The 12208-nt window shown below is 42.0% G+C and carries 10 protein-coding genes; 4 read left to right on the forward strand and 6 right to left on the reverse strand.

The window, feature by feature from the left end; genetic code table 11:
- The first annotated feature begins 54 nt into the window (after nt 1–54).
- From DCO56_RS05355 to DCO56_RS05365, 3 genes are all read left to right on the forward strand, one after another.
- Complete coding sequence (locus DCO56_RS05355) at nt 55–1167, forward strand: helix-turn-helix domain-containing protein (protein ID WP_108632667.1); 1113 nt, start codon at nt 55–57, stop codon at nt 1165–1167.
- A 93-nt stretch (nt 1168–1260) separates the two neighbouring features.
- Nucleotides 1261–1953 (forward strand): hypothetical protein, encoded by a 693-nt coding sequence (locus tag DCO56_RS05360; protein ID WP_108632668.1) that lies wholly within the window; start codon nt 1261–1263, stop codon nt 1951–1953.
- A 21-nt stretch (nt 1954–1974) separates the two neighbouring features.
- Nucleotides 1975–2880, forward strand: coding sequence for a hypothetical protein (locus DCO56_RS05365; protein WP_146190983.1), 906 nt, complete (start codon nt 1975–1977; stop codon nt 2878–2880).
- Between the two features lie 77 nt (nt 2881–2957).
- On the opposite strand, the gene DCO56_RS05370 is transcribed toward DCO56_RS05365, so the two are convergent.
- The 6 genes from DCO56_RS05370 to DCO56_RS05395 are packed head-to-tail and all read right to left on the reverse strand — an operon-like array spanning nt 2958 to nt 11700.
- The gene (locus tag DCO56_RS05370) at nt 2958–4103 is read right to left on the reverse strand and encodes a cytochrome-c peroxidase (RefSeq protein ID WP_108632956.1); all 1146 of its coding nucleotides are present in this window, start codon (nt 4101–4103) and stop codon (nt 2958–2960) included.
- 13 nt (nt 4104–4116) lie between these two features.
- Nucleotides 4117–5691 carry a DUF6850 family outer membrane beta-barrel protein gene (locus tag DCO56_RS05375; protein WP_108632670.1) on the reverse strand — a complete coding sequence of 525 codons (1575 nt, stop codon included), beginning with the start codon at nt 5689–5691 and terminating at the stop codon, nt 4117–4119.
- 10 nt (nt 5692–5701) lie between these two features.
- On the reverse strand, nt 5702–7051 hold the full coding sequence (locus tag DCO56_RS05380) for a DUF4876 domain-containing protein (RefSeq protein WP_181390459.1): 1350 nt from the start codon (nt 7049–7051) through the stop codon (nt 5702–5704).
- Nucleotides 7052–7055: 4 nt separating this feature from the next.
- Nucleotides 7056–10079 carry a TonB-dependent receptor domain-containing protein gene (locus DCO56_RS05385; RefSeq protein WP_108632672.1) on the reverse strand — a complete coding sequence of 1008 codons (3024 nt, stop codon included), beginning with the start codon at nt 10077–10079 and terminating at the stop codon, nt 7056–7058.
- Between the two features lie 12 nt (nt 10080–10091).
- Nucleotides 10092–11084 carry a FecR family protein gene (locus DCO56_RS05390; protein WP_108632673.1) on the reverse strand — a complete coding sequence of 331 codons (993 nt, stop codon included), beginning with the start codon at nt 11082–11084 and terminating at the stop codon, nt 10092–10094.
- A 55-nt stretch (nt 11085–11139) separates the two neighbouring features.
- Nucleotides 11140–11700 (reverse strand): RNA polymerase sigma factor, encoded by a 561-nt coding sequence (locus DCO56_RS05395; RefSeq protein ID WP_181390460.1) that lies wholly within the window; start codon nt 11698–11700, stop codon nt 11140–11142.
- A gap of 217 nt (nt 11701–11917) precedes the next feature.
- On the opposite strand from DCO56_RS05395, the gene DCO56_RS05400 reads away from it, so the two are divergent.
- Nucleotides 11918–12181, forward strand: a complete 264-nt coding sequence (locus DCO56_RS05400) for a hypothetical protein (protein ID WP_108632675.1) — start codon at nt 11918–11920, stop codon at nt 12179–12181.
- Nucleotides 12182–12208: the final 27 nt, after the last annotated feature.

The following is a 12208-nucleotide window of genomic DNA, read 5'->3' on the forward strand; positions in this document are numbered from 1 at the left end:
TCTTTTGATTAATTATATTTAAATTCACGGTACAAAGATAGGTTAATACAAACCATGGTCAACATACTCTATACTTTTCACGCTTTTTCAGCGGGTGCGCTTTGGTTGCTCGGAACTTTAATCTTTATGGGGGTCAACAAAACAGGTATCCGGGCCGATCGCTGGCTGGGCACATACTATTTTCTGTTGGCATGTTTATTTACCCAGCTCTTTCTCGAAGGTTTTCACATCGACAACGAAGCATTGATCCATGTCCTTGAACTACCCCGCTGGGCCACCCTCCCCTGCTTTTATCTTGCGGTTCATTACATGGTCAAACCGACGAAACCGATTCGGTATTGGGGATTACATTTTGTTCCTTTCCTGGCTTTTCTGCTACTTTCTGTTATTTACTTAATACCGGGGCTTTTTAATAGTCACATCCATCCGCCTCAATTACCGCAGTGGATCATATTTGCTGTTAAATATTTCTTCTTTGCTCAATGTATCTTTTACTGGCTTGCTTGTTACAGACTCTTCAAAATACATCAGAATAACATTCGACAGTTATCTTCTTACACGGAAAAGATCAACATGATCTGGTTGAAATATCTATTGATCGCTCTATTATTTATGATCGTTGTCCGCTTACTGGCGTTGGCTCATTTCGCCTTTAACTCCTTTGCGCCAATCCTATATTTTATGGGCACAGTGGCACTTGGGTACGCAACTTTAACACAACGGTCAATATATACTGTTGAATCTACCGATAATCTGATTGATGAAAGTGATACAACAGAGAAAATTAAAACCGAAGAGCGGTTGACAGAACAACAGGTAGACACATTAAAAGAAAAACTCGTGCAGAAAACAACAGCTGAAAAGCTATATCTCGATCCGGGATTAACCCTCTCATCCCTCGCAGATCATATCGGCATCAATCCGCATGATCTTTCCTATATTATAAACAATGGATTGAAAAAAAACTTCTATCAATTTATTAATGAACTCCGTACGGAGGAAGCCAAAGTACTGCTATTATCAGCAGAGTCAAAGCGCCTCGATATGTTTGGGATCGCGATAAGCGCAGGCTTTAATTCAAGAACAACTTTTTATAGCAGCTTTAAAAAGGCGACCGGTATTACGCCGACAGAATATATGAAAGTCCATGGTAAAAAATTAACTTAACGCATGGCAAAGTGAAGTTTGTTCGATTGCATCCATTCGGACGTTTAGCCTATCAAAAAGACTTATTCTTGTATCATATCAACAAAAAAAATTATGATACAACAAATTAAACCACGTATTCGCTCGAAAGCGATACGCCAAATTTCTAAAGCAACCTTCGGTCTACTAGTGGGAGCATGTTGCTTTTTAGCCTCCAATGATACGTTTGCACAGATCCGCTCCACAAGTGCCTCCTACCAGCAACATCAGACTCCACTGAAATCATTTCAGGGCTACTACCAGCTACCCAATAAAGTAGCTTTCATTGCTTTCAACGAGCAAGATAATACGCTACATGCGACACAGCTATGGGATCAGAAAAAAAGATATCAGCTCGTCCGTAAAGATGATACGCATTTTGAATCCAAAAACGAAGGCTATGCGATAGAGTTCTTAAAAAATAGCGCTGGAGATTTTAGCCAAGCCAAGATCCTTGGCAGAATTGTATGTGAGCGTGTACCGTTTGACCCCAATAAAATTGTAAGTCTAACCGCATCTCAACTGAAACAGCTTGCCGGAACTTACCTTATGGCCAACGACAACAATTTAAAAATTACCATAGAACCTTCAGCACAAGGCTTAATCCTTAAACAATTGTGGGACAACAAAACAATTTCATTTACCCCACGTTCGGAGCTTTTCTTCCTCAACGAAGATGGTACCTTTCCTTTGACATTTTCTGTTTCTAATGGAAAGGTGGAGCAGATGACATGCTTTGAAAAAGATCTTTGGCTGAGGGCTGATTAATAATCCCAATAAAAAAATCGTATGAAAAGAATGATTGGCTGCTTATCCATTATACTGATGGGTATAGCACAACTAAAGGCGCAGCAGGTAGCTGATGAACAGTTTCATTATCCCATTACCGATCCGCACCATCGGGTCGGTAATGGGCCTCTGCTCCTGTTTGACGAAGCGCACAACAATCCGGTTACTTTGCGAGGAGCTTATGCTGCCTTTTCAGATCTCTTAAAAGCTGACGGGTATAGCCTCCGAAGTACCAAAGAGAAAGTTAGTTTTGAGAGCCTGAAGGAGGCAAAAGTATTCATCAGCGTAAATGCGCTATATGATCCAGAAGACTGGAGCCTACCAGCCCGTTCGGCTTTTACTGATAAGGAAATCGATCTCCTTCGTCAATGGGTATCTGACGGCGGAAACTTATTTTTGGTCACAGACCATATGCCCTGTGGTGGTTCAATACAAGCTCTTGCCGCCGCATTCGGCATTCATGTTATCAATGGTTTTGCGCTACGCAAAGATGAGCAGCCCGAAATTTTTTCAAGAGATAGAAAAACACTTTTGCCCAATGAAATCACAGCTGGATCAGGTAAAGAAATAGACAGTATAATGTGCTGGGGCGGTACGGGATTTACAGTCCCTTCAACCGCACATATTATCTCGTTGTTGAACGAAGAATATGAGATTTATCTACCGAGCGACGCTAATCAGATAAAAAGACCCATTCCAGATGATATCCCCCGGATATCGGGCAAGGGATTTGCCAATGGTGCTTATCTTAGGTTTGGGAAAGGAAGAATTGTGCTATTCGGGGACGGCGCTCCTTTTTCGGCACAACTCCATGGCATCAAAAGTAAAAAAAGGGGTATGAATCATCCTTCTGCTTACCAAAATGCACAATTGCTACTTAATATCGTTCATTGGCTCGACCAATGAACGATCAATCAATCCCAGTAACACGATATTGAAAAATTTCATGTCAGTTCCTATATTGACAGGCTTATTTTCAACTTTTATTCCGGAAGTTCAGGCATCGCAATCCGACGTTGCGTTGGTGTACTTAAAGCCTGTAGAAAAGCTATCACCGCATCAACTTCCTGTCGCGATAAATTCAATTTTTTTAATAATGGTGAATGTATGGGTCTTGTCTTTTCATCAATTTTCACATGCCTTTGTATAGGTGCGGGATTGCCCAGATTATAGAGTTCGACCACATCACGCAAGGTTGGAAAGTTGCCGTGATGCATCCAGGGACCTGTAAGTGCTATATTTCGTAGCGATGGCGTACGGAATGCGCCAATGTCTTTTTGATCTCCTGTGAGATGGTAGCGGCCAAAATCCTGCTGTTTGCTTCCGTAGAGTGTCTGTCCATCATTATGAAAAAGATTGTCCGAGAACAAAGGTGTATTGTGGCAATTTATACAACGAGCCTTTGTACGAAATAAATGTAGACCGGTAAGTTCCTGATCGTCCAGTGCATCAGCCTGTCCCTGCACAAATCGGTCAAATTTTGTCGGATAGCTTACGATACCGCGTTCAAAAGTGGCAAGCGTCTGTTGTATTCGGAGCAGCGTAACCTCTTTATCTCCAAAAGCCTGTTTGAAGTAGGGCGCATAGCCGGGCACAGCTTTTACATGTGCTATTAACGTATCCAACGGCGTATTCATTTCAACGTGATCCTGTGTCGGCAGCAGTACCTGATCTTCAAGGCTCTTAGCGCGGCCGTCCCACATAAAAGATTTGTAAAATGCGACATTGTACAGCGTCATCGCATTTCTTTTCCCCTCTCGCCTTCCATGACCGTGCGCGAGGCTTTTCCCATCTCCAAATCCCAATTGCGGGTCATGACAGCTTGCGCAGGAGATTTGCTTCGATGCCGAAAGTCTGGGGTCAAAAAACAATAACTTTCCGAGCAGCGATTTTTCCTTGCTATAAGGATTATCTGCCGGATAGCTTACCTCGGGCAATACCCCGATATCCACAAAATTAGGTCTCACAGCTGAGTCGATATGTGGTTTGGGCCATAGTTCCTGGCGTCCGCTACTGTAGCGTTGGCGCAATGCCTGTAGATCTTCCTGCTCGTCAGTACGATTTGCAAATGCCGAAATCAACAAAGGAGCAATAAAGATTACTATAACAATCAGTGTATTCTTTTTCATCAGGGGCAGCCTCTTAAAATCCATATGCTACCATTAAATTCACTTGTTTCCGGGTAGTCCCTATAGGGGCAAGATTCTCGCGATTCAGATCAGATAAACGTCCCGCTTTTTGATAATTGTAGTCTGCTATCAAGTGAATGAAATTCCCCTTTCTTAAGCGCTGTTTGAAACCCAATTTTACTTTACCGCCATATAAATTTGCACGATTGTAAAGGACATCATGATAAAAAACATATTGATGGAATACATTTTCATTGATTTGTGGTAACGACCAGGATGTACCTATATTTTGGCGAAGGGAACCTGTGAGACCAAATTCTATTTCTTGATTAGTAGCGGTTATATAGGTCCACGCTCCATTGAGTTGATAGTTTAAATGCTCGTAGTCCAGACTTGTACCAGTGCCACCATCCCTTCTGATTTCATTCAATACACTAATTTTCCCGCCGTAATAGTGTCGCCACTTCTTCTTCGCTAGCATATAAGATAGATTCAATGCGCCATTATCATTCTGGTAAACATAATTCTGTGCGTTGCCACTTTCCGTTACCCGGTCCTTTCCACGTATGCTCGACCAATCAAACGATGCCATATAAGAATGAATTCCTTTCGACAGCTGCCATACCAAATTATAGTCTAGTCGATTTAAATTATACTGACTGAGTTCATTGATGCGCGACTCGTTGCGCAGCGTTTGTCGATACTTCTGTTCTTCACGCAAATAAGCGGCATTGCCATAAAAGTCACCTATTGAAGAATTCCATGAGAAGTAAACCTTACCGCCGAAGCGCTTCATGTCATTCTGATAGAACATCTTCTGCTCCAGGAGCCAGTCACTTACCTTCCATCCGTAACCTCTGATAATATAGTTCATATAGGGTGACTCCACAGCGCTTGTGGCCGTATTCCCATTTTTATAAGCTATTTCAAAATCCTCCTGTCCATAACCATACTTCCCTTCGATACCAATATCAAAATCTGTGGCTATACGCATGCTACCGCCCGCTGTACCGTTCAGTTGCGCTACGCGGATGCTACCTCTCGGATCATTATTGCTAAAATGATTGCCTACCTGGTAATCGAATCCACCAAAAACAGCATATTTTCTGTCTGCAAAATAACGCTGTCCGCGTGTCTGGATACGATAGGTCGTTCGTTCATAAAGATTGTAACCATAGGAGCCAAAATACCAGGGGGAAGAAGTGTTTTCTCTGGTCTGATGGGCAAACCTCGTACTGTCCTCGACAGATCTCGTATAATTGAAACGCCCCCACAAGCGTACATCTTTAATAGTAACAGCTCCCTCCGAACTAAAATTCAGCGTATTTACCCGCTGTGCGTCCTGGGCGCGGTGATAATCGCCCGAGGTGGAATTGTATCCCATACTAATCAAACTGTAACGCTGCGGCACCTTCTTTTCCAGCCACATCGGATTATCGACAGCATACTGCCGTAAGCGCAATTGCATGCTATCCTGGTCAATATATTGAATATAGGGTATGGTATCTTGTCTTGCTATCGCTTTGGCCTGAAGCTGGGACAACGCCCCAACAATTAGGCATAAGGTAACTTGAATATAATTTTTCATTTTTCTTTGCTTAATCAATAAATCCCTTTGGATTTGCCTTCATTGACACAAAATCATCACTTGAGTTATTAGAATCCTCCAGTATTCTTTTTCCATTGATAATCTCTTTTGTTTTCCTAATAACTGAATTTGAGGAACGCACACCTCCGTCTACAGTGATAGACCCTGCATCGATTTTTGCCGTAAATCGTTTCGGATATTGTGTAGAGGTTGAGGACTGAATTTCCACACCATCCAAAATATTAGCTACTGGAATCTGGAGGTAATCTGTGCCCAAATTTTCCCGTCCATCAGCATATGGCGGCATATAGCCCTTCCAACTGATTACCGGTCCCATGTTCTGATCACGGAAAATGATCCAGCTTCGTTGGCCCGCTTGGTTCATAATCATGTCAGCACCAACACCCCGGTTGATCAGCCTTATATTGGGAACATTTGGATTATCGATGTCAGATGCCAAAGGTTTGGTACTTCCAAGATAGGGTACATAATAAGCTTCAAAATCTGCCTTGCTGAGGTCGATGGTGAGGCTCGGATTCTTTACGGAGATCGCGACCCCGTCAGCTCCTATATAGGGCGACTGATGGTTAGCTGCTGTTGAGGCGACAACAATACTCTCGCCCGGCAGAATCGGATAGTCCTTTCCACTGCCCGGAAGCTGGATGATCAGATGAGCGTAGACATAATCATTATTGGCATCAATATCCTGTGGCATACGATACGACTTACTCCAATCATACTGTCCACTATTGGGCTGGTACACATAGGTCGTACTCGCATTTGTCGTACCAAAAGCTTCGGCTATATAGAGACTGTCTGCATAACGGACCTGATCGGAATTATTATAGATTTCGATAAATTGATCCCTAAAACTAGCGCCTTGATTGGCGTCTGAACCTGCGTAATAAATCTGTTTGATAACCAAGCCCTCCTCATTACTATTACCGGTCAGGAGAGAAAGGTCCCAATGTGTCGCCGCCGACCCTTTGACGACTTCGATCCGACGAATCACCGAACTAAAGGTAACCTCACTGTCTTCACGCTGCCCTGTTAACTGGTTGAATTCTGCAGCACTGAATTTTTTCACGACCTGAACATTATACGTATTAGGCGCCAGATCCACGAACTCAATTACACCATTTTCATCAGATTTTACCGTCAACAACAGTTTGCCTTTCAAGGTGTAAAGGTTTAAAGTAATATCATCCAACGGCAATTTATTGGCATAGGTTTCACTTTCGTAGGACGCACTCAACGAGATGTCTACCGATCCATTTTCGGCATAGCTATCTTTTTGACAGCCGCTAAAAAGATAGCTGGAGCCAAAGATTAAAAGTATAAGTTTAATGATGATTTTCATGGCGTTATAGTTTAAGTCTGAGTTGCGCACCGTAAGTAGGTTTGCCATTCGGAATGATCATGGAATTATCAGAACGTTTGTACTGTGGACGATAATTAAATACGTTATAGACATGAAAAGCCAAGCTTAGCCGTTTACTGATTTCCTTCGATACATTTAAGTGGAAATTTGTATAGACAGCAGGCTGGTTCTGATTGTTGATTTCTTCTATTGGCTTTAGCGTATGCGCATAATTGACATTGTCACGATCAAAATTGTCTATGGCATGGTAGGCTCCATCCTGCGTATAATAACCGATAGGTATGCCGTCGGACGCATCGGTATTCGTTTTATTCATGAGGTTAAATTCGGTCGTAAAATTGATCAACAGTTTAGCCTTAGGAATATGCGTACTTGAAGTAATTGCCGCATTGCTTACCGTAGTCGTCCTGCGCTGTGTTGGATATATTGCAGATTCTGCACGATTGGGATTGTCGGTGTTGTTGGGAAATGTCGCCATATTCTGCAAGGGTCTATAGGTTGATTTGGTCAATCCCGCCCTTAGATTAAACGAGGTAGCGATGGCCATCCATTTTGGGGTCGATAGCATGAATTCGATCCCCTGAGTTCTTTTGTCGTCAGCATTCATAAATTCAAATCGCGATAGCCTATATTGTTTTGTCCCATCAATAATATAGGGAACTTCCGCATTGGGATCGGGATTATCGTTGTATTTGTCCAGCACGATTTTCTCAAAACTGTTGACGGTAACGACATCTCTGTAATTCCTTTTATGATAAAGGTTCACCCCCCATTTAAAATCTTTATATTCATAGGTGGCTGAAAATTCGAGCTGTTCGGACAACGAAGGCTTAAGCTTACTATTATCCGGTGTAAATTTATCTACATACATCAGGTAAAGGCTATTTGCCTCATCGACACTTCCCCCATTAAAAGCGGTATGCTGAAATAAAGGAATCTCATAAAATACCGGGCCCGGATACAATTGCGCCAATGCGGGCGCTTTACTTGCCCAGCCATATGCTACCCCCACTGTCAGCGCAGGGGTAATTGCATAGTTAATATTCGTACGTGGTGAAAATGTAAGATATTTTTCAAATTTGTCCAACCGTGTACCAATACGGACGTTCAGGTCACGCTCAGCGATTTTCGCCGTAAAGAGGTCTTCCGCATAAAATCCCAGCTGTTGTTGTCCATGGATACGTGAGACATCATAATAGCGTTCTTTGCGAATATCAGCATTTGCTGCGATGGTATTATTGCGTGGTCTGGACGGGTCGACAATCTGTCCCTTTCCTATATTTTTTGAGTAATTAAAAAATGAACCAAAATTCACTTGATGCAGTAGGTCGCCCGTCCGGAATGTGCCCGTCAGATCCAGGCGTGCTGTTAAATCGATGGGTTTACCCTCAATATTGGTTACCGCCTGATAAATCCCGCTTGCATATTGGCCTTGATGAACTCCTATTTCTGTGGCATCTGAGTAGATGATATAAGTACCGTTGACGTCCTGTTCTTTATATGTATTCTGATAAGTTTCGCTGTAACGGACATTCAACCCGATATTGGAAAGAAAACCTCGGTCAATCCGATAATTGGCGCGGCTTCCGATAGCGAAATTATATGATTTGAAGCGCATGACCGCAGCCGTTGGATCATCACTATCACGACGGACTTTATCCATGTTGCGGCCATAATCTATGGATAAGGTATTGGTGAAAGCTTTTTCTTTTCCGGCGAAAGTGCTCCACATGATATTTCCGCCAACACGATCGTAGGATTTCATCTTATCCCTGTTGTCTTCAAAGGAGCGCGTGAAATTTCCACCAACAGTGAAAGCTCCAAACTTACGGGTATCAATACCTTTACTAACTCCGTAAACGGTTGCATTATCGCGAAGTTGAACATTAAAATTGAGCGGCGTTTTTCCTGCAATACGATTGATGATAATCGCACCATTTGTCATATCCCCATACTTCACGGAGGGTACGCCGGCAGCAATTTCTATACTTTCGATATTGTCTGTGGCAATCTGGCGGAGATCGGTACCTCCAAAAGTATAATCACCGGTATAATTATCTGTACTGGCATCACTGCCACTCAGCCCAGATATCTTGCCACTGACGTAGGAATTACCCATACCATAGATTCCCGCATTTAAGGTCTGCATATTGGCGTTGTTGGACAATGCGATACCATCCATGATTAGGGCTACACCAAAAGAATTATTGAGTGCAAATGGATCTTTGTTGGAAAAAGAATTTGTGCCTAATGTTGCACTTCTTAAATTAGCTTGCTGGACCTGTTGTAAAGAGGGTGCGGCAATCTTTTGTCCAGGAATAAGGCTCAATAAATCACTGATACTTAATGCGCCCGACTGTTCGATCACTTCGCGGTTGATATAAAGTGAACTATTGCTTTCCAGTCGCCTGTTAGTCCGGGGAGTGACGGCTATTTCTTCCAGCCCTACACTCAACGTTGGTAATATGATGTCGGCAATAGCATTATTTGTTCCATTTAAAACAGTTGTCATGGAAGTCCCTTGTCTTCCGATCATGGAAAACTGCAAATTTGCTGACTTCAGCCGATGGGCCGGAAACTGGAATTTAAACGAGCCATTATTATCCGTAAAATAGTACTGGTTCAGTTCTTTAAGATGTACGGTTACCAATGGTATTCCTTGCCCATTCTCATCGACAACTCTACCCGATAGCACACCCAAAGAAGCCTTACTGATCAAAATATTCTTACCTGAGACCTGCAATTTGAGATAAGTTAACTGTTCCAGCTGATTTAAAACCTGTGGAAGGGCCCCATTTACCTCGATATTGATACGGCGCTCCACATTGATCTGAGATTCGTCATAGAGAAAGCTATAACCCGATTTTTCTTCAATCTGCTTCAAAACAGACCTTAGTGGTTGATTTTTGCTTTCAATCTTCAGTTGTTGTGCATCTACAACTAACACCTGAAAAGAAAGAAGTACACCAAGAAGCAGGGCGCTTCTATTGATGGATTTAGAAGACATAGATATATGATGTTATTTTTTGCGAACGATAAGTGTATTGGATTCGATGTTGAACCGGTAGTCTGTTGTCATGGAAAGTTTTTCAAGCACCATTTCCAATGGCTCGTGTCCTATGGTCCCTGAATACATCAGTTTGATATCTGGTCGGTCCTGCACGATGATTCCATATTTTCGGTTCAGCTGTCTGGCTATTTCGCTGAAAGTGGCCCTCTCAAAATGCAAAACACCCGCCATATTTTCCTTTTCTTTCGCTGGATCAAAGGATTCTACCGCAAAGGTCGCTTTGTTTTTATTATATACAATAGCCTGACCTGGATTTAGCTGTAATCTCTGGGCTCCCTTTAAAACCTCCACCTTCCCCGTAAACAAAGCTATTTTTGACAGTTCATCATCTTCAAAAGCGTGTACATTAAAAGAAGTTCCCAACACTTTGATTTCAAGTTCACCTGTTTGAATAATAAAAGGCTTATGGCTGTTATGAGTAACTTCAAAATAGCCTTCCCCATTCAGGCTAACTATCCGCTTATCTCCCGTGAAATGCTTCGGATATCGCAGTGTAGACGTTGGGCCGAGCTTCACCTTGGTACTATCGCTCAAAAGTACATTCATATACTTACCGGTCGGTACCAGCTGGCTGACAAGCTCAATTTGACTGGCATTTTCCGCTAGCGGCAATTGTCTTTTCAAAAATAGCAAACCCATGGATACGAATAAAAGACTGACAGCGGCATAGCCGATCCACCTGTAGTTTCGTAAACGATGTACTGGAGTGTTATTTTTATGGATAAAGGCCTGAAGTCGGGCACGCTCCTCAGCTATCTCGACCGGACTTGGACCAGCCTGCATCAGTTCGACTAATCCTTTCGCATCTTCTATAAGCTGCCGATGCTGCGGATTTGCCTCAACCCATTGTTTCCAATATTCCATATCCTCAAGCCCTGCTTGCAGACAATAATTGATAAAGGATTCATCACAGATCAGTTTTTCCAAAGTAGGTTGTTCCATTGCTTGATGTTGCGTTTATACAATAGTGCAGCAAAGGCTCTTTTTTTACCTATTTTTATTTGGAAAAATTTAAAACAACAACAATAATAACTGATAGTGAGCCTTTTAATTTTTTGATCGCTTCATGAACAACGTTGTAAACTGTTCTTAGTGCGGCATTTTCCATGTCCGCGATTTCCTCATAACTCTTATTTTGAAAAAACTTTAGATCAATATAGCGATGCTGTTTTTTCGTCAGGTTGTCCATCGCTGCACGCAGCGCCTGATCCCGTTCCAACGTTTCTTCAATTATGATTTTTTGCGATTCGATAGAATCCTCTATCGGTGTGTGCAACAGGTCTTCCAGCGGTATATTTTGGTAAGTATGCTGTTTGTAGATCACGCGTTTTAGCCATACAAAGAGATAATATTTTGGATCTGTAGTTAGCATGGGTAATTTTTCCCGTTTTTCCCATAGGTCACAGAATAAGATATGGATGGATTCTTTTACAACTTCACGGTCGGCATTAATTTTCAATCCGTAGCGGAACAGGGCTGTATATAACGAGTCGTATAAGGCCAAAAAACTGTTGCTATCGCCGGTTTTAATCGAGTTCCATGTTTTTAGTGCATCCAAGTGCGCAAAATAAACAATTATTTAGATCTATTCCAAATAATATTAAATCTTTAATATTCCATCTTTTTCACTTAGAATATGACCTGTCCAAAAGAACTGGATTATTTAAAAGACACCATCACTACCCAACGATTCATAAATCTCATCTTGCGAATTGTAAGTCCATTCATAAACAAATACAAACCTCTATATATTTAAAATTTAATTAAAGATGACTATGTTGAGCAAATACAAATTCAGTAAAAATCCACTGCATTATATTTATGCCCTGATCTGGTTGGGGGTGTTCGCTACTTTTGCTTTTTATCTCTTCACTGGGGAGATGTTCAGGCCGGAAAACGGCAAGATCCATATTGTAGCAATTCTTATCGCTTGGGTTGTACAATATCTTGGCCTTACACTGACATGCCTGATCATCCTATTTTTAGGGGTATACAAAGCATTACGAACCGTTTTAGACAAGAAAGAAACTGAATCTTAATAAGTTGATACGCATGGTCAAAAATAC

The organism is Sphingobacterium athyrii (assembly GCF_003071065.1).
Taxonomy (GTDB): Bacteria; Bacteroidota; Bacteroidia; order Sphingobacteriales; family Sphingobacteriaceae; genus Sphingobacterium; species Sphingobacterium athyrii.